The organism is Marinomonas profundi (genome assembly GCF_020694005.1).
Classification (GTDB): Bacteria; Pseudomonadota; Gammaproteobacteria; order Pseudomonadales; family Marinomonadaceae; genus Marinomonas; species Marinomonas profundi.
Genome location: NZ_CP073013.1, coordinates 1,500,800 through 1,523,842 on the forward strand (window position 1 = coordinate 1,500,800; position 23,043 = coordinate 1,523,842).

General features: G+C 46.8%; 18 protein-coding genes, 4 tRNA genes and 1 rRNA gene. 4 read left to right on the plus strand and 19 right to left on the minus strand.

Features of this window, described 5'->3' with window-relative positions:
- Positions 1-70: 70 nt before the first annotated feature.
- From rpsL to J8N69_RS07165, 17 genes are all read right to left on the minus strand, one after another.
- A complete protein-coding gene (gene rpsL / locus J8N69_RS07085) occupies positions 71-445 on the minus strand; it encodes a 30S ribosomal protein S12 (protein WP_012071941.1) in 375 nt (124 codons plus the stop codon).
- A 137-nt stretch (positions 446-582) separates the two neighbouring features.
- Positions 583-4,785, minus strand: a complete 4,203-nt coding sequence (gene rpoC, locus J8N69_RS07090; protein ID WP_168826622.1) for a DNA-directed RNA polymerase subunit beta' — start codon at positions 4,783-4,785, stop codon at positions 583-585.
- Between the two features lie 65 nt (positions 4,786-4,850).
- Complete coding sequence (gene rpoB / locus J8N69_RS07095; RefSeq protein WP_168826620.1) at positions 4,851-8,951, minus strand: DNA-directed RNA polymerase subunit beta; 4,101 nt, start codon at positions 8,949-8,951, stop codon at positions 4,851-4,853.
- Between the two features lie 187 nt (positions 8,952-9,138).
- Complete coding sequence (gene rplL / locus J8N69_RS07100; protein ID WP_168826619.1) at positions 9,139-9,510, minus strand: 50S ribosomal protein L7/L12; 372 nt, start codon at positions 9,508-9,510, stop codon at positions 9,139-9,141.
- Between the two features lie 82 nt (positions 9,511-9,592).
- On the minus strand, positions 9,593-10,093 hold the full coding sequence (gene rplJ, locus J8N69_RS07105) for a 50S ribosomal protein L10 (protein WP_168826617.1): 501 nt from the start codon (positions 10,091-10,093) through the stop codon (positions 9,593-9,595).
- A gap of 229 nt (positions 10,094-10,322) precedes the next feature.
- Positions 10,323-11,024, minus strand: a complete 702-nt coding sequence (rplA, locus tag J8N69_RS07110) for a 50S ribosomal protein L1 (RefSeq protein ID WP_168826615.1) — start codon at positions 11,022-11,024, stop codon at positions 10,323-10,325.
- Positions 11,024-11,458 (minus strand): 50S ribosomal protein L11, encoded by a 435-nt coding sequence (rplK, locus tag J8N69_RS07115; RefSeq protein ID WP_168826613.1) that lies wholly within the window; start codon positions 11,456-11,458, stop codon positions 11,024-11,026. The genes rplA and rplK overlap by 1 nt, the downstream gene beginning before the upstream one ends.
- A gap of 49 nt (positions 11,459-11,507) precedes the next feature.
- Entirely contained in the window at positions 11,508-12,041 is a 534-nt protein-coding gene (gene nusG, locus J8N69_RS07120; RefSeq protein WP_168826611.1) for a transcription termination/antitermination protein NusG, read from the minus strand.
- 9 nt (positions 12,042-12,050) lie between these two features.
- Positions 12,051-12,419 carry a preprotein translocase subunit SecE gene (gene secE / locus J8N69_RS07125; RefSeq protein WP_168826609.1) on the minus strand — a complete coding sequence of 123 codons (369 nt, stop codon included), beginning with the start codon at positions 12,417-12,419 and terminating at the stop codon, positions 12,051-12,053.
- Positions 12,420-12,459: 40 nt separating this feature from the next.
- Positions 12,460-12,535 (minus strand) — tRNA-Trp (locus J8N69_RS07130).
- A gap of 116 nt (positions 12,536-12,651) precedes the next feature.
- A tRNA-Thr gene (locus J8N69_RS07135) sits at positions 12,652-12,727 on the minus strand.
- Between the two features lie 2 nt (positions 12,728-12,729).
- Positions 12,730-12,804: transfer RNA gene (locus J8N69_RS07140), tRNA-Gly, on the minus strand.
- A gap of 3 nt (positions 12,805-12,807) precedes the next feature.
- A tRNA-Tyr gene (locus tag J8N69_RS07145) sits at positions 12,808-12,891 on the minus strand.
- A 74-nt stretch (positions 12,892-12,965) separates the two neighbouring features.
- Complete coding sequence (locus J8N69_RS07150) at positions 12,966-13,670, minus strand: SPOR domain-containing protein (RefSeq protein WP_168826607.1); 705 nt, start codon at positions 13,668-13,670, stop codon at positions 12,966-12,968.
- Positions 13,667-14,437, minus strand: coding sequence for a type III pantothenate kinase (locus J8N69_RS07155; RefSeq protein WP_168826605.1), 771 nt, complete (start codon positions 14,435-14,437; stop codon positions 13,667-13,669). Before J8N69_RS07155 ends, J8N69_RS07150 begins: the two co-directional genes overlap by 4 nt.
- Complete coding sequence (locus J8N69_RS07160; RefSeq protein ID WP_168826603.1) at positions 14,421-15,374, minus strand: biotin--[acetyl-CoA-carboxylase] ligase; 954 nt, start codon at positions 15,372-15,374, stop codon at positions 14,421-14,423. The genes J8N69_RS07155 and J8N69_RS07160 overlap by 17 nt, the downstream gene beginning before the upstream one ends.
- Positions 15,374-16,591 (minus strand): alpha/beta hydrolase, encoded by a 1,218-nt coding sequence (locus J8N69_RS07165; protein ID WP_168826584.1) that lies wholly within the window; start codon positions 16,589-16,591, stop codon positions 15,374-15,376. The genes J8N69_RS07160 and J8N69_RS07165 overlap by 1 nt, the downstream gene beginning before the upstream one ends.
- A gap of 45 nt (positions 16,592-16,636) precedes the next feature.
- Here J8N69_RS07165 and J8N69_RS07170 point away from each other — a divergent pair, with 45 nt between their 5' ends.
- Together J8N69_RS07170 and J8N69_RS07175 are read left to right on the plus strand one after the other, a co-directional pair.
- Entirely contained in the window at positions 16,637-17,137 is a 501-nt protein-coding gene (locus tag J8N69_RS07170) for a GNAT family N-acetyltransferase (protein ID WP_227804004.1), read from the plus strand.
- A 139-nt stretch (positions 17,138-17,276) separates the two neighbouring features.
- A complete protein-coding gene (locus J8N69_RS07175) occupies positions 17,277-18,620 on the plus strand; it encodes a GH1 family beta-glucosidase (protein WP_168826582.1) in 1,344 nt (447 codons plus the stop codon).
- A 101-nt stretch (positions 18,621-18,721) separates the two neighbouring features.
- Here the strand turns inward: J8N69_RS07175 and J8N69_RS07180 are convergent, their stop codons facing one another.
- Positions 18,722-20,425, minus strand: coding sequence for a glucan biosynthesis protein (locus J8N69_RS07180; RefSeq protein ID WP_168826580.1), 1,704 nt, complete (start codon positions 20,423-20,425; stop codon positions 18,722-18,724).
- A 235-nt stretch (positions 20,426-20,660) separates the two neighbouring features.
- On the opposite strand from J8N69_RS07180, the gene J8N69_RS07185 reads away from it, so the two are divergent.
- Positions 20,661-21,902 carry a uracil-xanthine permease family protein gene (locus tag J8N69_RS07185; RefSeq protein WP_168826578.1) on the plus strand — a complete coding sequence of 414 codons (1,242 nt, stop codon included), beginning with the start codon at positions 20,661-20,663 and terminating at the stop codon, positions 21,900-21,902.
- A gap of 107 nt (positions 21,903-22,009) precedes the next feature.
- Positions 22,010-22,171 (plus strand): hypothetical protein, encoded by a 162-nt coding sequence (locus J8N69_RS07190; protein WP_227804005.1) that lies wholly within the window; start codon positions 22,010-22,012, stop codon positions 22,169-22,171.
- Positions 22,172-22,912: 741 nt separating this feature from the next.
- Here J8N69_RS07190 and rrf read toward each other — a convergent pair.
- Positions 22,913-23,027: ribosomal RNA gene (gene rrf, locus J8N69_RS07195) — 5S ribosomal RNA — on the minus strand.
- Between the last annotated feature and the right edge of the window lie 16 nt (positions 23,028-23,043).

Sequence of the window (23,043 nt, forward strand, 5' to 3'; positions counted from 1 at the left end):
CAATGCAATTATTGCTCGGCCTTACTGTATTAAAAAATTATGTCTAAACGATGAACTAAGCTGTTTTAGCTTACTTCTTAGGACGTTTAGTACCGTATTTAGAACGGCCTTGCTTACGATTTTGTACGCCTGAAGTATCCAAGCTACCACGTACTGTGTGGTAACGAACACCAGGAAGGTCTTTTACACGACCGCCGCGAATCAGCACTACGCTGTGTTCTTGCAGGTTGTGACCTTCACCACCGATGTAGGAAGTAACTTCGAAGCCGTTAGTCAAGCGAACACGACATACTTTACGCAAAGCCGAGTTAGGCTTTTTAGGAGTAGTAGTATATACGCGAGTGCAGACACCGCGGCGTTGCGGACAAGCTTGTAACGCAGGAACGTCACTCTTTGCCACTTTACGTTTACGTGGTTTACGAACCAACTGGTTAACGGTTGCCATTAGACAAGCTCCACAAATCCAATTCTTATGACGGAAATCGCCAAAATTAAGGAGGCGCAAGTTTAATTTGCGCCTATAAAACAGTCAATAGGGAGGCGACTAAAAAATCACCTCCCTTACGATTTAACAGCAAATAACTAGTCTTTCAGTGCAGCACTCAATGCTTCTTCCACATCTGAGGCGCTGACGGTCGAACTTCCTTCTTTTGCTGCTAGCGCAAGCTCTTTCTTTCTCTTGCGCTCACTGTGGTAAGCCAAACCTGTACCAGCTGGTATCAAGCGACCCACAACAACGTTTTCTTTCAAGCCACGTAAGTGATCTTTTTTACCTGTCACCGCACCTTCCGTAAGAACTCGAGTTGTCTCTTGGAAAGACGCTGCTGATATAAAGGACTCAGTAGCCAAAGAAGCTTTCGTGATACCTAGAAGCACGCGTTCAAACTTAGCCGGGAATTTACCCTCAGCTTGGGCTTTTTCGTTTGCATCTAGCAGGCGAGTAAACTCGACCTGATCACCTTGAATAAGATCTGTATCACCAGACTCACCAACCTCTACTTTACGCAACATTTGGTTCACGATAACTTCAATGTGCTTATCGTTAATCACAACGCCTTGTAAGCGGTATACTTCCTGCACTTCGTTGGTGATGTAATCGGCCAAAGCCTCTACACCTTGAAGACGCAAAATGTCATGAGGACTTAGAGGGCCGTCGGCAATAATCTCGCCTTTAGCCACTTCTTCACCATCAAAGATGTTGATTTGACGCCATTTAGGAATCAACGTCTCGACTGGATCATCACCGTTTTGCGGTGTGATAACCAAACGAATCTTACCTTTTGTTTCTTTACCGAAGCTAACCACACCGCTCGTTTCCGCCATAACAGCAGGATCTTTCGGACGACGCGCTTCGAATAGGTCAGCCACTCGTGGCAAACCACCGGTGATATCTTTGTTACCAATAGATTCTTGAGGAATACGCGCAAGCACCTCACCTGATTTCACGGTTGCGCCATGATCTAGGCTCAACAACGCTTTCTCAGGAAGCATGTACTGCACTGGCGATTCAGTACCAGGAATCAATACAGGGTTACCCTCTGCATCCACAACGGCAATCATTGGACGAAGATCTTTACCTGCCGCAGGACGATCACGAACTTCCATGATTTCAATCGTCGTCAGACCTGTCATTTCGTCAGATTGACGACGAATAGTGACATTCTCTTCCATACCGCTGAATTCAAGACGACCTTCCATCTCAGAAACGATTGGGTGTGTATGCGGATCCCAGTTTGCAACGATTTGACCCGCTGTCACTTGATCACCTTCACGTACACTCAATACCGCACCGTAAGGAAGCTTATAACGCTCTTTCTCACGACCCGCTTCATCGGCAATGGCCAATTCAGAAGAACGAGAGGCCACAACCAGATGCCCAGTATGACGCTCGATACTCTTCATCTTATTGAAACGTACCGTACCTGCACTCTTCACTTGAACACTATCGACCGCCGACGCACGAGACGCCGCACCACCGATGTGGAAGGTACGCATGGTTAACTGTGTACCCGGTTCACCGATAGATTGTGCTGCAACAACACCAATCGCTTCACCAATGTTCACCTGATGGCCACGAGCCAGATCACGACCGTAACACTTAGCACATACGCCATGACGCGTATTACATGTGATAACAGAGCGAATAATCATCTCATCCACGCCCGCTGCTTCAATCGTACGAACATCATGCTCGTCAATCAAAGTACCAGCCGCAAGAACGAAATCGCCTTTACCGTCAATAACATCTTGAGCCACGACACGACCCAGCACTCGCTGACCCAGTGGCACAACGACATCACCGCCTTCAATCATGGCAGCAACGAAAATACCGTTTGTCGAACCACAATCTACTTCAGTGATAACCAAATCCTGCGCCACGTCGACTAGACGACGTGTCAAATAACCAGAGTTGGCTGTTTTCAACGCCGTATCGGCTAGACCCTTACGAGCACCGTGAGTCGAAGTAAAGTACTGAAGTACCGACAGACCTTCACGGAAGTTTGCGGTGATTGGCGTCTCGATGATAGAACCATCTGGTTTCGCCATCAGACCACGCATACCACCCAACTGACGCATCTGCGCAACACTACCACGGGCACCAGAGTCGGCCATCATGTAAACCGAGTTGAAAGATTGTTGTTCAACCGTTTCACCCGCTTTGTTGACAGTCATCTCTTTTGCCAAGTTTTTCATCATGGCTTCAGTCACTGTCTCGTTCGTACGAGACCATAAATCGATTACCTTGTTGTACTTCTCGCCTTGCGTTACAAGACCATCAGCGTATTGGTATTCGATTTCTTTAACTTCTTCTTCCGCTTTGGCAATGATCGCGGCTTTTTCAGGCGGAATAACGAAGTCATCCACACCTACAGAAGAACCAGACGCAGTCGCGTAAGCAAAACCTGTGTACATCAATTGGTCAGCAAAGATACAGCTCTCTTTCAAGCCGACTTTACGGTAACACTCGTTGATCAAGTTAGAGATCGCTTTCTTCTTCATGGTTTGGTTAACCACGGAGAACGGTAGGCCATCAGGAACGATATCAAACAACAAAGCGCGACCGACTGTTGTATCTGCAATAAAAGTAGAAGGGACTTTTTCGCCTTCAAGTGTCGTATCAACTTGGCTGATACGGACTTTTACTTTGGCATGCAATTCAACTTGTTTAGCACCATACGCGCGGTGTACTTCTTTGATGTCAGAAAATGCCATGCCTTCGCCTTTGGCATTGATTTTCTCACGTGTCATGTAGTACAGACCCAATACAACGTCCTGAGAAGGTACGATGATCGGCTCACCGTTTGCAGGTGATAGGATGTTGTTCGTAGACATCATCAAAGCACGCGCTTCTAGCTGCGCTTCAATCGTCAATGGAACGTGAACCGCCATTTGGTCACCATCGAAGTCGGCGTTGTAAGCCGCACACACTAGTGGGTGCAACTGAATCGCTTTACCTTCGATCAACATAGGCTCAAACGCTTGGATACCCAAACGGTGAAGGGTTGGCGCACGGTTCAACATCACTGGATGTTCGCGGATAACCTCATCAAGGATATCCCACACTTCAGGCGTTTCACGCTCAACCATTTTCTTCGCTGCTTTGATCGTCGTCGCCATGCCACGAAGTTCAAGCTTAGAGAAAATGAATGGCTTGAAGAGCTCAAGTGCCATTTTCTTAGGCAGACCACACTGATGTAGACGCAGTGATGGACCTACTGTGATTACAGAACGACCAGAATAGTCAACACGCTTACCGAGCAAGTTCTGACGGAAACGACCCTGCTTACCTTTGATCATATCAGCCAAAGATTTCAGAGGACGTTTGTTAGAACCGGTAATCGCGCGACCACGACGACCGTTATCAAGCAAGGCATCAACCGATTCTTGCAACATACGTTTTTCGTTACGTACGATGATATCAGGAGCCGATAGCTCTAATAGACGCTTTAGACGGTTGTTACGGTTAATCACACGACGGTAAAGGTCGTTCAAATCAGACGTCGCAAAACGGCCACCTTCAAGTGGTACCAATGGACGAAGATCTGGCGGAAGAACAGGCAACACATCAAGCACCATCCACTCTGGGTTGTTGCCAGAATGATAGAAGGCCTCAACCAGCTTAAGACGCTTAGAAAGCTTCTTAATACGAGTTTCAGAATTCGTGCTGTTTAGCTCTTCACGCATGCTGTTGATTTCGACAGGCATGTCTAAATCGCGAAGCAACATCTGAACCGCTTCGGCCCCCATACGGGCATCAAATTCGTCACCGAACTCTTCTAGCGCTTCAAAGTATTGCTCATCGTTTAGTAATTGGCCTTTTTCAAGCGTCGTCATACCTGGATCAATCACGATGAAAGATTCAAAATACAAAACTCGCTCAATATCACGTAGCGTCATATCCATGATAAGACCGATACGTGATGGTAGAGATTTCAAGAACCAAATGTGTGCAACAGGCGATGCAAGCTCAATGTGACCCATGCGTTCACGGCGCACTTTAGACAGAGCCACTTCAACGCCACACTTCTCACAGATAACACCGCGGTGTTTCAAACGCTTGTATTTACCACACAAGCATTCGTAGTCCTTAATAGGACCAAAGATTTTGGCACAGAACAAACCGTCACGTTCTGGTTTGAACGTACGGTAGTTGATGGTCTCTGGCTTTTTAACTTCGCCGTAAGACCATGAACGAATCATATCTGGTGACGCCAAGCCAATGCGGATTGCATCGAACTCGTCAGATTGTCCCTGTGATTTTAGAAGACCTAATAAGTCTTTCATGGATATTCGCCCCACTCGTAAAGCTGGGGAGTCTTGCTCCCCAGCAGGTCAAATGTGATTAGTGCTTATTCGTTTTCCAGCTCGATATCGATACCAAGAGAACGAATCTCTTTCACCAACACGTTGAAGGACTCAGGCATGCCAGGCTCCATACGGTGGTCACCATCTACGATGTTTTTATACATCTTAGTACGGCCATTCACATCATCGGATTTCACCGTCAACATTTCTTGAAGCGTGTAAGCAGCACCGTATGCTTCTAGTGCCCATACTTCCATCTCCCCGAAACGCTGACCACCGAACTGAGCTTTACCACCCAGCGGCTGCTGAGTAACCAAGCTGTAAGAACCAGTAGAACGTGCGTGCATCTTGTCATCAACCAAGTGGTTCAACTTCAGCATGTACATGTAACCAACGGTTACAGGACGTTCAAAAGCATCACCAGTACGGCCGTTAAACAATTTAACTTGACCGCTTTCGTTGATTCCAGCCAAGCGCAACATACGTTTAATCTCAGACTCTTTTGCACCATCAAAGGCACCAGACGCCATTGGAACACCACCGGTAAGGTTGGACGCCAAGGTCAAAATTTCTTCATCTGTAAAGCCGTCTAAATCTTCTGTACGCGCGCAACGCAAGTCGCCTTCATAGCCATTGTAGATTTCATCAAGGAAACTACGCAGCTCAGCAACCGCTTCTGCTTTCTCACGCTCTGCAACCAGCATTTCATTGATCTTACGGCCCAAGCCTTTAGACGCTGCACCTAAGTGAGTCTCCAAAACCTGACCGACGTTCATACGCGAAGGAACACCAAGCGGGTTCAATACGATATCAACTGGATCACCGTTCTCATCGTAAGGCATGTCTTCAACTGGCATAATTTTAGAAATTACACCCTTGTTACCATGACGACCGGCCATTTTATCACCTGGCTGGATACGACGCTTGATAGCAACATACACTTTAACGATTTTAAGAACGCCAGGTGCCAAATCATCACCCGTTTGTAGCTTGCGTTTCTTATCTTCGAATTTCGCATCAAGTTCTTTACGACGCTCAATCAAAGCGATTTGTGCTTTTTCAAGCTGCTCACTCGCTTCTTCATTCGCGACACGAATTTTAAACCACTCAGGGTGATCTAGATTCGCCAAGTACTCTTCCGTAATGATCGCATTGCGAGCCAAACCAGGACCGCCTTCTGCTTGCTGGCCGGTTAGAGCCTCAGCAAGACGTTCAAAAGTCGCTTTCTCAACAATACGGAACTCTTCGTTCAAGTCTTTACGAACTTGATCAAGCTGCGATTTCTCAATGAACTTCGCACGCTCATCTTTTTCAATGCCATCACGAGTGAAAACTTGCACGTCGATAACCGTACCGCGCGTACCCGTTTTAACACGCTGTGACGTATCTTTTACGTCAGACGCTTTTTCACCAAAGATCGCTCGCAAAAGTTTCTCTTCAGGCGTCAGTTGCGTTTCACCTTTAGGCGTTACTTTACCAACGAGAATGTCGCCCGGCTCAACTTCTGCACCGATGTAAACGATACCGGATTGATCCAACTTAGAAAGTGCACCTTCACCCACGTTCGGGATATCAGCGGTAATTTCTTCTGGCCCAAGCTTAGTATCACGCGCCACACAGGTTAATTCTTGAATGTGGATAGAAGTAAATCGATCTTCTTCTACAACACGCTCAGAAACCAAAATCGAGTCTTCGAAGTTGTAACCATTCCAAGGCATAAAGGCGATACGCATGTTTTGGCCAAGCGCCAATTCACCCATATCAACAGAAGGACCATCAGCCATAATATCGCCTGATGCTACCTGCTCGCCCTTCATCACCAAAGTACGCTGATTAATACAGGTATTTTGGTTAGAGCGCACATACTTGGTTAAGCTGTAAATATCCACACCCGCTTCACCGGCAATCGTTTCTTCGGAATTAACACGAACAACGATACGGCTAGCATCAACCGACTCAATCACACCGCCGCGATTTGCAACGATACAAACACCAGAGTCTTTGGCAACGTTTTTCTCCATACCCGTACCCACTACAGGCTTATCAGCCTTAAGTGTCGGCACAGCTTGACGCTGCATGTTCGAACCCATCAAGGCACGGTTAGCATCATCGTGCTCTAGGAACGGAATCAAAGACGCCGCCACAGAAACAACTTGACGCGGAGACACGTCCATCAAATTTACTTTTTCTTTTGGAATCAAAGTGGTTTCGTGCATATGACGCACCTGAACCAACTCATCAACCAAACGGCCTTCTTCATCTACATTGGCAGACGCTTGGGCAATAACGTATTTCGCTTCATCAATCGCCGAAACATAAACCGTTTCGTCAGTCTGCTTGCCATCGACAATCTTACGATAAGGCGTTTCCAAGAAGCCGTAGCTATTGGTACGCGCATAAGTCGATAACGAGTTAATCAAACCGATGTTTGGACCTTCCGGTGTTTCGATAGGACAAACACGACCATAGTGAGTCGCGTGTACGTCACGCACCTCAAAACCAGCACGTTCACGAGTCAAACCACCAGGCCCTAACGCTGAAACACGACGCTTATGCGTTACTTCAGATAGCGGATTGTTTTGGTCCATGAACTGAGACAATTGGCTTGAACCAAAGAACTCTTTGATTGCCGCCGCAACAGGCTTCGCATTCAAAAGGTCTTGTGGCATAAGGCCATCCGCTTCTGCCATAGACAGACGCTCTTTCACGGCACGCTCAACACGCACAAGGCCAACACGGAATTGGTTCTCGGCCATTTCGCCAACGGAGCGAACTCGACGGTTACCCAAGTGATCGATGTCATCAACCATGCCGTTACCATTACGGATATCAAGCAAGGTTCTTAGAACCGCAACAATGTCATCATTATTAAGAACGCCCGACCCAGTGTCTTCTTCACGACCTAAGCGGCGGTTGAATTTCATTCGACCAACGCCAGACAAGTCATAACGATCTTCTGAGAAGAACAAACCTTGGAACAAACCTTCGGCTGACTCTTTAGTTGGTGGCTCGCCAGGACGCATCATGCGATAGATTTCAACCAAAGCTTCCAGCTGATTACTGGTTGGATCAATACGAAGCGTGTCAGAAATAAATGGACCATTGTCCAAATCGTTCGTATAAAGCGTATCCACCTCTGCAATACCGGATGACACTAACGCTTCCAGCAAATCAACAGACAGTTCAGTGTTGGCTTCCGCAATCAATTCGCCCGTCGCTGGATGAATAAGATTTTTTGCCGTCACCTTACCAAGCATATATTCAAGTGGGACAGATAAGCGCTCAAGTCCGGCCTTCTCCATCACACGAATATGCTTAGCCGTAATACGACGGCCTTCTTCTACGATTAGTTCACCATTGGCATCGGCAATATTAAACAGAGCCGTTTCGCCACGTAGACGATTTGCCACTAGATCCATTTCAAAACCATCACGCTTCAAATAGAAACGCGTAGAGTCAAAGAAGGTGTCTAGAATTTGTTCTGTTCCGTAACCCAAAGCGCGCAGCAATATAGTAGCCGGCAACTTACGACGACGGTCAATACGAACAAATACGCAATCTTTTGGGTCAAACTCGAAGTCCAACCATGAACCACGGTAAGGAATAATACGAGCAGAATGTAGTAACTTGCCTGAAGAGTGTGTCTTACCACGATCGTGGTCGAAGAACACACCAGGAGAGCGGTGTAATTGAGAAACAATAACACGCTCAGTCCCGTTGATTACAAAGGTACCATTGTCTGTCATAAGCGGAATTTCGCCCATGTAGACTTCTTGCTCGCGAATGTCTTTGATTGCCTTGTTGGACGACTCTTTATCATAAATAATAAGTCGCACACGAACACGTAAAGGTGCCGCGTAAGTGATACCACGCAACTGACACTCTTTAACATCAAAGACTGGCTTGCCTAAACGGTAATCGACGTATTCTAGCGCCGCATTGCCGGAAAAGCTGACCATTGGAAAGACAGATTTAAAGGCCCCATGCAGACCTAATTCCCCACGCTCTGCAAGACTTTTACCTTCCTGCAGAAAATTACGGTAGGATTCAAGCTGAATTGCCAGCAAGTATGGCACATCCAAAACGGGCGGCAGTTTACCGAAATCCTTACGGATACGTTTTTTCTCAGTGTATGAGTAAGCCATCAGCATTCCCCAGCTTGTGCACATTGACGCAAAAGGCCCAAATCAGGCCTTACCATATATGGGAGCATTATCTCCCACGTGAAAATTCTTTTAAGTTTTATTTGAGTTTCAGAAACCCAAAAAGGCCGGTGACAATAATGTCACCAGCCATTCGACTATTGGCCGAAATCTGGAAATGCAAGTATCATTACTTGATTTCGACAGATGCACCAGCTTCTTCAAGAGCTGCTTTAAGAGAGGCTGCATCTTCTTTAGAAACCGCTTCTTTAACAGTCATTGGAGCGCCGTCAACGATAGCTTTAGCTTCTTTCAAGCCTAGGCCAGTCGCTGCACGAACTGCTTTGATTACGTTTACTTTCTTCTCGCCTGCAGCCGTTAGAACAACGTCAAATTCAGTTTGTTCTTCAGCCGCAGCGCCAGCGTCAGCAGCAGGACCTGCCGCTACAGCAGCTGCTGCAGATACGCCGAATTTTTCTTCCATTGCAGAAATTAGTTCGACAACGTCCATTACAGACATTTCTGCTACTGCATTGATGATATCTTCTTTAGTTAGAGCCATGACTCAGATTCCTAGCATTCTTTAAAATTACCCGAAGGTAATAAAACAAAATATTTATCAAGAAGGGATACGGTAAACCGTATTACGCCGCTTCTTGCTCTTTTTGATCGCGAACCGCTGCAAGAGTACGTACAAACTTGCTTGTTGCGCCCTGAATAACACTCATCAGTTTCGCAATCGCTTCGTCGTATGTAGGCAGTGTTGCCAAACGATCAATGTCGCCAGCTGGGATCAACTCACCGTTGAACGCCAACGCCTTCACTTCAAACTTACTGTTAGTTTTCGCAAACGCTTTCAACAAACGAGCAGCCGCACCCGGGTGTTCGTTAGAAAAAGCAATTAGCGTAGGACCAACAAAGCTCTCAGTTAGACATTCGAAGTCAGTGCCTTCAACTGCACGGCGAGCCAATGTATTACGTACTACACGTACATAAACACCTGCTTCGCGCGCTTCTTTACGCAGTGCTGTCATATTGCTCACGGTAACACCGCGAGAATCAGCAACTACTGCAGACAGTGCAGTTTTAGCAGCTTCGCTAACTTCGGCGACAATGGCTTTTTTGTCTTCTAGACCTAATGCCACTGGTTTTCTCCTGGATTAGCAGGGAATAAATTCCCCTATTTTTACCAACTCTCCGATTACTCGAAGTACTTGCTGGTGAGTTAGATCCAGTTAATCTGAATCGGGCCACACCATCTGCGCAGGACAAACATTTTTCAACGTTGTAATTAAACCGTTAGGTTCCTGCGGTCTTTGACGGCCTGCTCAACAAATAAATGAAGGCAGACCCCAAAGCTCATGATCTAGATGCTTACTTAGTTGAGTTAAGCGCGCCTAGATCAATTTGTAGACCAGGTCCCATTGTAGAGGACAAAGTCACTTTTTTCAGGTAAACACCTTTAGAAGACGCAGGCTTAGCACGACGCAAGTCGGCTAAAAGCGCTTCCAAGTTACCTCTGATAGCATCCGCAGCAAACTCAATAGAGCCAACAGCTGCATGAATGATACCATTTTTATCTGTACGGTAACGAGCTTGACCTGCTTTTGCATTTTTAACAGCCGTCGCAACATCAGGCGTTACTGTGCCAACTTTAGGGTTAGGCATTAGACCACGTGGGCCTAAAATCTGACCAAGTTGACCAACGATACGCATCGCATCTGGAGAAGCAATAACGACGTCAAAATCAAGGTTACCCGCTTTAACTTGTTCAGCCAAATCTTCGAAACCAACAACATCTGCACCTGCTTCTTTCGCTGCTTCTGCATTTGCACCTTGTGCAAATACCGCAACACGAACATCTTTACCGGCACCATGAGGCAATACAGTAGAACCACGAACAACCTGATCAGATTTACGTGGATCAACGCCTAGGTTAACAGATACGTCAACAGACTCTTTAAACTTAACAGTAGAAAGCTCAGACAAAAGAGCAACAGCTTCTTCTACAGAGTAAAACTTAGTTGCTTCTACTTTTTCTGCGATCAAACGAGCGCGCTTAGTTAATTTAGCCATTAGTTCACACCCTCAACGTCTAGACCCATAGCGCGTGCGCTACCAGCAATTGTACGAACCGCTGCATCCATGTTAGAAGCAGTCAAATCAGCCTGCTTAGCAATAACAATCTCTTCTAGCTGAGCGCGTGTAACCGTGCCTACTTTCTGAGTGTTTGGACGTGGAGAACCACTCTTCAAGCCAGCTGCTTTTTTAAGCAACACAGCAGCAGGAGTAGATTTCGTTTCGAATGTGAAGCTACGATCACTGTATACAGTGATAATAACAGGCGTTGGAAGACCAGGCTCAACGCCTTGAGTTTTCGCATTAAACGCTTTACAGAATTCCATGATATTCACACCGTGCTGACCCAATGCTGGACCGACTGGTGGACTTGGGTTCGCTTGACCCGCTTTAACTTGTAGCTTGATATAAGCTTGGACTTTCTTAGCCATTTTTCAACTCCAAATGGGTCACCGCCCGAAGGCTACCCGTTCAACAAAATCAGGCTTTTTCAACCTGACTAAATTCCAAATCAACTGGTGTAGAGCGCCCAAAAATAAGCACCGCCACTTTGATTCGACTTTTATCGTAATCCACTTCTTCAACAACACCGTTGAAATCAGCAAACGGACCTTCGCTAACACGAACAACCTCACCCACTTCAAACAATGTCTTAGGACGAGGCTTATCAACCCCATCACTAACGCGCTGTAAAATGGCGTCCGCTTCTCGAGTGGTAATGGGTGACGGCTTATCTGCCGTACCACCGATAAAACCTAACACTCGAGATGTACCTTTAACCAAATGCCAAGAGGCGTCATTCATATCCATTTGAACCAATACATAACCTGGATAGAACTTTCTTTCACTCTTACGCTTTTTGCCATCTCGGATTTCAACCACTTCTTCGGTTGGCACCAAGATATCGCCAAAATTTTCTTCTTGCCCCATAACCTGCACTCGCTCAGTAAGCGAACGCATTACGTGCTTTTCGTACCCTGAGTACGCCTGTACTACATACCATCGTTTGGTCACGAGCAACTCCTAACTAATTACCGAGGAAACGATCCAGCCAAGGAGCGAATCCACCCCCCACAGCACGAGAGACATAAAAATAACAACCGCTAACACTATCAAGGTAGTCTGTACAGTTTCTTGCCTAGTTGGCCACACAACCCTGCGAATTTCAGTTTTAGCTTCTTTTGCCAAAGTAAAAAAAGCCTTACCTTTCACAGTCTGCAACGCAACAAAACCAGCAACACCAGCCAATACCAAAATAGCGATTAAACGATACAATAGTGACTCAGCGGAATAATAGTTATTACCAATCACGCCTACCGCAACCAGCAGAACAACAATCGCCCACTTAAATGCATCTCCGCGAGACGCTTGAGCTTCAGCACTCGAACTCATACTTCAGGTGATCCCTAATTAAGAAATAGGATACGAAAAATGGCAGGCCAAGAGGGACTCGAACCCCCAACAGCCGGTTTTGGAAACCGGTGCTCTACCAATTGAACTATTGGCCTACATTCGTATGGGCGGAGGATAATACCTAAACATGCTACATTAAGCAAGGGTATCTGCCCAAAAAACAGACAATAAAAAAGGCGGTTGAACCACCTATCTTTTGCATTGAAAATGCTGGAGCTCATGAGCAGATTTGAACTGCCGACCTCACCCTTACCAAGGGTGTGCTCTACCAACTGAGCTACATGAGCATTGGAGCGGGTAGCGGGAATCGAACCCGCCTCTTCAGCTTGGAAGGCTGAGGTAATAGCCACTATACCATACCCGCATTTGGTGGAGGGAGGTGGATTCGAACCACCGAAACTTTCGTGGCAGATTTACAATCTGCTCCCTTTGGCCACTCGGGAACCCCTCCACGTACTCAGCGCTACAACGCAACACCCCAAAAGGTGGGAGCCATTATATGAATCGCTTTCACAATTGCAACACCTAGCACGGGTTTTTTTCTAATTTTATCATCATCTTGGTCAGATCAAACCGAGAGAGGAACTGTTCCCAATTTTTTTCATTGACGGGCTGGCCTATATCAACCTGCCAAAGGGAAACCGTCCGCATGTGCTCATACACTTTCACCTGATAGCCAGAGATGTTTTCTATACGCTGACGAGCCTGATCAGCCCTTTCTTTAGAAGAATACAGGCCCAAGGATATTCGGTTTTTCATCTCCGCTCGATTAATAACAAAACTGTCAATCGATTTGGACGCTAGCTCTTTCACTATTGTCTCAGCAAGTTCTGGCGTCTCTGGCGCCGCAATATACAGCCAAAATTTAGGCCTCTTTCCCGACACTTCTCGCTCTTGATAGGGCCAACCAAAATCCTGCAACACTTGAGCAAGCTGTTTTTTGTCTTCCAGTTTCTCTGTTTCCAGGCGCGGACAAAATAGAGCTTCTACATCGCCAGCTGGCGGGCCGATTACTTGATTAATCGCCTCTTCTAGACCTTCATTTGACACTATCCCCGCACTGTAGTCGCGCTCGGTAACGGCAGGAGCCTCTGACAACAAATGGATCTTCTCACTAACAGGTGGTCCATAAATAGATTCTTTAATTTTTTCGGGCGTATCTTGCACAAAACTATGCCAGCTCAAAAAGCCCGCGTTAAGCAACACCACAAACAGAAATAGCCACTTCATTCATTGCCTCTTAAACTGCCTTTTAAACTGCCTTTTAAACTGCCTTTTAAACGCTCATCGCCAACCAACTTTGCACCGAGAGCAACAAGATTAGGCTGATACACCAGCGCAACACCCAGCAAATCTAATAATGTTTTTGCATCTCCTCCTGTCACCACCCACTTAAAAGTCGGATAGCGCTGATAAAGACGCTCTAAGAAACCCAATGCCATCTCATGACACCCCTCCGCCACGGCTCTTGCCGTTGAATTTGGCAGACCATGCCCCGCCACGACCTCATGAGCGTCATAGCGAATCCGTGCGGTTTTAGAAAGCAGCGCTTCTTCCATCATGGTAAGTCCGGGAGCAATGTAACCACCAAGATGAAGACCGTCTTGATTAACCACGTCGACCTTGATCGCCGTTCCAGCATCAACCACCACAACATCGCCTTTTATCAAGTGATGAGCCGCAACCACCCCCAACCAACGATCAATGCCTAGGCGCTCCGGCTCAAGATAGGCATTACGCACCCCACAGACTTGCGCTTGACTACTTAATGTCAGCCACTGACTGTGCGGAAACACCGCCTGAATATCCGCGTGTAACAAGGCACTCAACTCTTTGGAACGAACACTCGCAAAATAAATCACCTCTGGGATGAAATTTGGTTCAGCAGGACAAGTGTCGCCACGCTGAACCCATAATACTTGATCACCGGCCAACGCCGTAAATTTGATGCTGGTATTACCCGCATCAACCACCAGCACATTAAACACGACGGACACTGATTTCCCCTCCATGCAACGCCACCAGCTCACCATCTTCCTCTAGCAGCAACGCGCCTTTTTGATCAATACCTCTGGCAACACCATGGCGCTGCTGAGAAATCGTACTCACTGTCACCGACTGGTTAAAAAGCACATCGTACGCCTGCCATTGATGCTGAAAGTGCTTCATACCATGCCCTTCTTCAAACAATCGGCACACTTCAATCAACTCTTTGCCTAATTCCGCCAAAATAATATTTCGACTCGGGCGAGACTTGAGTCTAGATACCAGATCCGTCCAAGGCTGATCGACATGGGTCATAAAACCCTCGTCCATTTCGACATTAAGACCAATACCTATGACGACATGACATACGTCCTGATCCGCGACCATTTCCAGTAAAATACCACAAATTTTTCGACCATCGACCTGCACGTCGTTTGGCCACTTTAGCCCCGGATTTGGCACGCCGACCTTTTTTAACACTCGAGCAACCGCCACACCCACTGCTAGGCTCAACCCCTCAACCACACTAGGACCATTATCGAAACGCCACACAAACGAACAAGCAATATTTTTCGCCACGCCAGACTCCCATTGTCGCCCGCGACGCCCCTTACCTTGCGTTTGTCTTTCCGTCAAAATCAACGCAGGCAACGGCTGCCCCTGAGCAATATACAGCTTAGCATCACCGTTCGTGGACTCCGTTTCGAACGCCAGCCTAAGGTTAACCTCTTCTGGCAAGCCGCTATCGCGTAACGCTTGTTTGGATAACAGCTCCAGAGGCGACGGCAAACGATAGCCGCGCCCTTTCACTGAATGAACCGTCACGCCAATCGACTCTAACTTTTTTAGCTTTTTCCACACCGCAGCACGAGTCACACCCAAAGCGGCGCCCAACTCTTCACCAGAGTGAAATTCATTATCACTAAGCAGCGCCAATACAGCTTGCATTAATGCTCTCCCCTCTTTATTGACTCTTCATTGTGCGTATTTGACTTAATAAATACGGTCATTTCTTGCATTAATTCGTTAAAGTTCGGATTCCAAGACACTCTTGCGGCATGAGGGCTTTTTTCCAGCAACGCATCTGACTTCTCACCAAACCAATTAGCTTGATCTGTTCGGCATGACTGATACAGATCATCTTCCGAGCGATGCCAATCACAAATACGATACACCCCAGACTCACCATAGTAGCTATTATCAGGACTGCCATGCACCGCCATATGTGAGAGCCCTAAAATCTTCGCCTCTGGCCAGTTGGTATTATAAACCTTGATACGATCCGTATTGGCGCTCATTTGATCTTTACTGTACAGCACCATTTGACTTTTGGAACCTATCATCCCTCGTTTAAATAGCGTTTCTGTCACCGTTGAATCCACTGTCTGATCATCTGCTGACAAAGCAATGAAGACAGGCAAATCCTTCGGGCTATCCAACACGAGTTGCCGCACTTCTTTGGATAATTTATACACCTCAGCAATGGCAGGAAGAGGAATGGACGCGTATTTTGCGAAGTCATCACTAGGGTCATTATCTAACCAATCTTTCACTAACGCTAACCAAGGTGCGAGCCAATCGATATCACTGTTCACCTTAAATACGGGCGAAAATAACAACGCCCCCGCAACACGATCAGCATGCTGCCAAGCGTATTCAGTCGCCAATGCCCCACCCGTAGAAAAGCCGCCCACATATAAAACATCGACTTCTTTGCTGAATTCCTCTGCTGCATTTCGAAACGTATCACGCCAATCATCACGAGATACGTTCAATAAATCTTCCGCCTTCGTACCATGGCCTGGCAATAAAATAACACGCACCTGAAAACAAGCTTCCTGCAATGCACGCGCAGGGTCTCGCATTGAAAATGGGGAATCCGATAAGCCGTGCGACAAAAGCACACCAATATGGGCACGCCCTGCACACACATCTGGATCAGGCAGAAGCTCAAACGGCATCACAGCACCAAGCTCCCTAAACTTATTAGCCGGATTCACCCAGGCTTTATTTTTGCTGAGGTATTCTTCTGCACGCACTACGTAATGCGCAAAGGACTCTTCTGGCTCAAAGACAAAAGCGCTTTGCCCTTCCGCTGCGCTTAACACTCCAGCAATAGGCAAGATAAAAAAACACCCACACCAACGCTTTACTTTTTGCCACATGCCAATCCCTCTCAGTAGTTAAGTCACTCAATCTAACGAACGTTTTTGTACACCACACGCTATGCTAACATTGCGCTTTTAGTCACCACATTAATTCAATACCCATTCATTATGAAAAAACCCTACTCTAATGCTGAACAAGTGCCTTCGCTTTGGTTTCCTTTAGTAAAGAAGTTTTATCAAGCACATTACCCCAGCGGTAAACCGAATAAAGCAGATCCTATTTGGGTAATAAGACATGAAAATAAAATTCTTTGCGCGGTCAGGCTCAAACACATCGCAGGCGCTCAATTACTCACCGCGATGGTAACCGCCCCTTCTCATCGCAATATTGGCCTTGGCAGCCATCTAATCAACAGCATTCATCCTGCTTTAAGTGAAATGCCTACTTATTGCTTTGCATTTACTCATCTTGTGCCTTTCTATCATGCGAATCATTTTACGACCATCTCAGCAAAAATGTTACCAGAAGAACTAGAAAACCGTCTTCGAGCCTATACAGCACAAGGCCGAAACCTTACACCAATGTGCTACATTCGCCGCTAAAAGGCACTTAAAAAGCGCTTAAATAATCTTAAATTACTAAAATGATCACGTCATTATTGACCCTTTTCAATCCCCTCCAGTACCTTTGGAAGCATTACTTACCTTCCCGATGGGAACCAATAAGAATACCGAGGAAATAATGTCTATCAGCCTACCAGCAAACTCAAAAATGCTTACCTCCGATTTTATCTTCGGCGTGGCCACTGCCTCCTTCCAAATCGAAGGCGCAACCGCCGTCGACAATCGCCTACCCTCCATTTGGGACACATTCTGCGCGATACCCGGCAAGGTAAAAGGCGCCGATAACGGTGATATGGCGTGTGACCATTATCACCTCTGGGAGCAAGATATTCAGTTGATCAAAGGCCTTGGTGTAGACGCCTATCGACTATCCATTGCGTGGCCACGCGTAATGGACGAAAAAGGCGAAGCAAACCAAGCCGGACTCGATTTTTATCGCAACTTACTTAAACAGTTGAAAGCCGAAGGCCTAACGGTATTTGTGACACTTTATCACTGGGATCTACCGCAACACTTAGAGGATAAAGGCGGTTGGCTTAACCGAGAAACCGCTTACCAATTCAAACGCTACGCCGATTTAGTGACCAAAGAATTAGCCGAATGGGTCGACAGTTGGGCCACCTTTAACGAACCTTTCTGCGCCGCTATTTTAGGGTACGAATTAGGCATACACGCCCCCGGTTTAAGCAAACCAGAATACGGCAGACAAGCCGCTCACCATATTCTGCTCGCCCATGGTCTGGCCTTGCCCGTTATTCGCAAAAATGCGCCAACATCGCAGGTTGGCATCGTCCTCAACATGAATCGTTCCTACGCAGCCAGTGAGAAAGCCGAAGACCAATTCGCTTGTTTGATGCGTGAAACACTAGACAACCAGTTTTTCATTGAACCCTTAATGAAAGGGCAATACCCACAACTCCTTAAAACCGTAGCGCCGCAATATTTGCCAACGGTATTACCCGGCGACATGGACATCATCAGCCAACCAATTGATTTCTTGGGTATGAACTTCTACACCTGCAATCACAACGCCTACGATGCCGATAACCTGTTCAAAAACGTAAAAAACAGCCAACCAGTTGAATACACAGACATAGGTTGGGAAATCGCACCTCATGCCTTCACCGAGTTATTAGTGACGCTTCATCAACAATATACCTTGCCACCCCTTTATATTACCGAGAATGGCGCGGCGTGCGCCGATCAGATCATTGATGGCGAAATCAACGATGAGCAGCGTATTCGTTATTTGAATGGGCACTTAAACGCGGTGCATCAAGCGATGGAAAGTGGCGTCGATATTCGCGGTTATTTCGCGTGGAGCCTAATGGATAACTTTGAGTGGGCAGAAGGCTATAGCAAGCGCTTTGGGCTCACTTACGTTGATTATCAGACTCAGAAAAGAACCATCAAACACAGCGGTTATGCCTATCGTGACTTTTTAAACCGTCGCAAACGTTAAAAACGCTATCGCCTATAATTGAATAATAAAAACGCCCGATGCATCACATCGGGCGTTTTTTATTGGCTTTTATTGATCGCCTTTTAGTTATAACAAAGACGCTACTTCAAATGCCCCGCATTATGCAGCGCTCTCTCTTCCTCAGCAGGCGGCGTCCACTGGTATTGCCAAGTCTCTGTCAGCGGCTGGCCATTGGCTTCCAAGTGAACCGTTAAGTTAATTGGCTTAGACTTGCCTTTGGGTGGCACTAAATCAAACATGGCACGATAACCATCAATGGAGTGCAGTGGACGAGCCGATTCAATTTCTACTCTTCCCTCGGAAGACGTAATCACCGCATTCACTTTGGTGTCCTTGCCCAGCATGGCCAAAGAACCGCCTGCGAAGTCCACCACAAAGCGTTTGCTATAATAATGGCGCTTCTTACCAATCACACCACCGATGCCCGTAAAGGTGTCGACAACACGAGCGCGATTAGATTGCACCGGTGGATGACTTCCCCAATACATGTTGTAGCTATAGAGCAACTCTTGTCCGGCTTCAACGGGCGCGGCTGGATTCCAAAAAGCAACAATGTTGTCGAACGTTTCGTCCAGCGTCGGAATCTCTACCAATTGCACCGCCCCTTTACCCCAGTTACCGATCGGCTCAATCCACAAACTTGGGCGCTTCTCATAGAAGACACCGTCATCTTGATAATGGTCGAAATTGCGGTCTCGCTGTAACAAACCAAAGCCTTTGGGATTCTCATCACTGTAGGCATTAAATTGTAAGTTCGCAGGGTTGGTTAATGGGCGCCAAATCCATTCGCCATTGCCTGTCTGCATGGCAAGACCATCAGAATCATGGATCTCAGCGCGCCAGTCATAATTGGTTCTACGATCATTTTCACCCACCATAAACATACTGGTCATTGGGGCGATCCCCAAACGCTCGACCGATTTGCGGGGATAAACAGCAGAATCTACGCGCATTTTGAAGGGTTCTCCCGGCGTCATATCAAAACGATAAGCGCCAGTCACACTAGGAGAGTCCATTAAGGCATATACGGTCACTACATCCGAACCCGATGTTGGTTTTTCTAACCAAAAATCCGTAAACGTTGGAAACTCTTCCGGATGCGGCATGGCGGTGTCGATTGCCAAACCTCGAGCAGAAAGACCATACTGCATTTCGCTGCCCACGGCGCGGAAGTAACTCGCCCCTAAAAAGGCGACGACATCACGTTGCCAATCCGTCGCAAACTGCATTCTAAAACCCGCAAAACCAAGATCTTTAGGGAGCTTATTACCGTCCACTTTGGACTTACCGTAGGTAAACTCAGAAGGCATGTAAGGAATTGGCGTTGATTTACCATTTTCCAATTCACTCATATGAATCGGTGTGTCAAAGCCTAAACCAAGATGAAAAAGCTCTGTACGGAACTCTGATTTTTGGTCGCGCCACAAGGCCGCGTCTTTATTAAAGCGAATCTCTTGGTAATCATCCCAATCAAGACGCTTTAAACTCTCTGGCATCTCACCTTGATGGCTTTCATAGGGTTTAGTCGCCAATTGACGAGCATGGCCTTTTAACCAAGCATAGCTGAACGCTTCGCCTTTCTTCGGTTGAGCGGCAGATTGAGAGGCTTGTGACTGCGATGATTGTGATGGGGCAGCACAAGCCGTCAGACTAAACAAAACGCCAACCGCCAATAGAGAGCAACTCGCCAGGCGCTGTAAACGATTAGAGACATTTACCTTGTGAGGCAGCGGCACCACGAATGTTGAGTCCTTCGTGGACTCGGACACACTATGAAAAAGCATATAAGACAACCCTATCAACTTAAAATTTAATGCCTATATTAGCGAATTACGGCCTTACCAAGTGTTCAGATAGAGTAAATATTTAACATATTAACGCAGACAATTTAGGGTAACGCGTCACCTTACCAATGCGGTCAAAACACTCCGCCCAAAACACAGTCAATATCATGATAGCGCTGCTAGCGACTTACCTATAAAATTCTGACAAATCAAACCATCGCAAGGAATTCTAACTATGAAAAATGCCGTTTTAGGCATTCAAATGCTGTTTGTTGCATTTGGCGCCCTCGTACTCGTACCACTACTCACAGGGCTTGACCCTAACGTTGCCCTGTTTGGTGCCGGCGTCGGCACCCTACTATTCCAATTAATGACACGTCGAACCGTTCCCATTTTTCTCGCCTCATCTTTCGCCTTTATTGCTCCGATTATGTATGGCGTGCAAACATGGGGAATTCCCGCCACCATGGGCGGACTAATGGCAGCAGGCCTGGTATACGTCATTCTTGGTGGATTCATTCGCTTAAAAGGTGCCGGCTTTATCCACACATTATTACCGCCCGTGGTAATTGGCCCGGTGATTATGGTAATCGGCCTTGGATTGGCTCCTGTCGCTGTCAATATGGCATTAGGTAAAAGTGGTGATGGCCAACTACAGCTCGTAGATGCTGACATTTCAATTTGGATTGCTATCGCCTCCTTACTCACAACCATCTTCATCAGTGTGTTCGCCAAAGGCCTGTTTAAATTACTACCTGTCTTCGGCGGTATAATAGTCGGCTACATATTAAGCCTGCTATGCGGCATCGTCAGCTTCGAACCTATATATAATGCCCCATGGTTTGCTGTACCTAACTTCACTGCGCCAGAATTCAACATCAACGCCATTTTATTTATGTTGCCTGTCGCGCTCGCCCCCGCCGTCGAACATGTGGGTGATATCCTCTCGATTTCCAACGTCACCGGTAAAAATTATCTGAAAAAACCAGGCCTACATCGCACTATTGCTGGCGACGGTATCGCGACAATGGCCGCCGCTATGGTCGGCGCGCCACCCAACACAACCTACAGTGAAGTGACCGGTGCCGTCATGCTCACCAAAGCATTCAACCCTATCATCATGACCTGGGCCGCGATTGCCGCGATCGCACTTGCATGGATGGGCAAATTAGGCGCAACACTACAAACGATTCCATTACCTGTCATGGGCGGCATTATGATTCTATTATTTGGCTCCATTGCCGCCGTTGGACTCAACACCCTAATCAAAAACCAAGTCGACCTTCATAAGTCACGCAACCTAATCATAGTCGGCGTTACATTGGTATTTGGTATCGGCGGCATGGCATTTGGGATTGGTGAATTTAGTCTACAGGGCATCAGTCTTTGTGGCATCGTCGCGATCACGCTAAACCTCATCCTACCAAAAGATATAGGTGATAATCACATCGTCGACAAAGCACAAATGGAAGACTAATCCTATTTATCGACCTTGTTCCTATTTAAAACGGCCCTAACTTGGGCCGTTTGTTTTTGCATAAGCCTCCGCTATTTACGCCCACTATATTTTTTAAGCATCGCCTAATGTACAAAGCCAACCCAATGGCCATGCTACTAGAACAAGCAGGCGGTAAAGCCCATACCCACACACAACGCATTCTAGACAGCCAACCAGAAGCCATTCACCAACGCGTCGCCGTCATTCTTGCCGTCGCCAACGAAGTGGATAAGTGCCTAAGTTATTAACATTAAAGCCCGCGGGGTTTTTCCATGGCAGTGAATAAATAAAAAACAGCCTTAATCAGCTACACGCGGTTAAGGCTATTTTTATGATTGCAGGTCTTGGTGTTGGATTTCCGCCTTCGAGGGTGTCGCTAAACGGCTTCTGTCGATCTTGTAGGTCGCGATTTACCCTGAAAAAATAACATGCAGACAAAAACTCACCTCGACAAATTACGCCTTGTCGGGCTAAAGCCACGACCTACAAAAAAACAATATAAATCAACCTATTACAGGCTAAATAACGTCACACGCCTGATTACGGTCGTGCCTCCCTCATCAGGCCTACAAACCTATCCAACCTGCGCAAAAGCTCGTCTTGGTGTTGGATTCGCGCTGACGCGTTGAGCCCGCGAAACAGGCGCAAGCGAATGAAATACCAAGACGAGTGTATTTCTGATTTTTCTACAGACAAAAAACTCACCTCGACAAATTACGCCTTGTCGGGCTAAAGCCACGACCTACAAAAAACCAATATAATCAACCTACTATAGGCTAACGCCTGATTACGGTCGTGCCTCCCTCATCAGGCCTACAAAACCTATCCAACCTGCGCAAAAGCTCGTCTTGGTGTTGGATTCGCGCTGACGCGTTGAGCCCGCGAAACAGGCGCAAGCGAATGGAACATCAAGGCGAGTGTGTTTCTGATTTTTCTACAGACGAAAAAAAGCCCTGACAGGATAACCTATCAGGGCTTTCTAAATTAAAGCTTGACGACGACCTACTCTCACATGGGATCTCCCACACTACCATCGGCGATGGCGCTTTTCACTTCTGAGTTCGGGATGGGATCAGGTGGTTCAACGCCTCTATGATCGTCAAGCAATTCTGTTGCGTTC